This window comes from Burkholderia sp. SIMBA_051 (genome assembly GCF_046534915.1).
In the GTDB taxonomy this organism is placed as follows: Bacteria; Pseudomonadota; Gammaproteobacteria; order Burkholderiales; family Burkholderiaceae; genus Burkholderia; species Burkholderia ambifaria.
Genome location: NZ_JAWRXS010000403.1, coordinates 1 through 264, shown reverse-complemented (window position 1 = coordinate 264; position 264 = coordinate 1). Strand labels below are relative to the sequence as shown.

Genomic DNA, 264 nt, shown 5'->3' with positions numbered 1-264 from the left:
CCAGCGTCAGTGACTGGAAGCTGATCCCCAGGCGGTCGCCGCGGCTGAACGTGACCAGCGCAGGGAACATGGCTTCCTCGTCATTGCGGAACAGCGACACGCTCAGCGGCATGCCGTTGGGCACCAGCACCCCGGGCGGCAGCACCAGGCCGAGGCCGCCCTGCGAGTAGTCGCTGGTGCGGCAGGCGACCGTGCGCCCGTCCGGCAGCAGCAGCATGGCGGCCAGCGAGATGGCCACCCGCGGCGTGTTGCGCAGTTGCCGCA

The 264-nt window shown here is 70.8% G+C and carries 1 protein-coding gene; it reads right to left on the bottom strand.

Annotation, left to right across the window (positions count from 1 at the left end):
• Positions 1–264, bottom strand: a 264-nt coding sequence (locus SB771_RS35050) for a PilZ domain-containing protein (RefSeq protein WP_410722049.1), incomplete at both ends; no start/stop codon positions are given.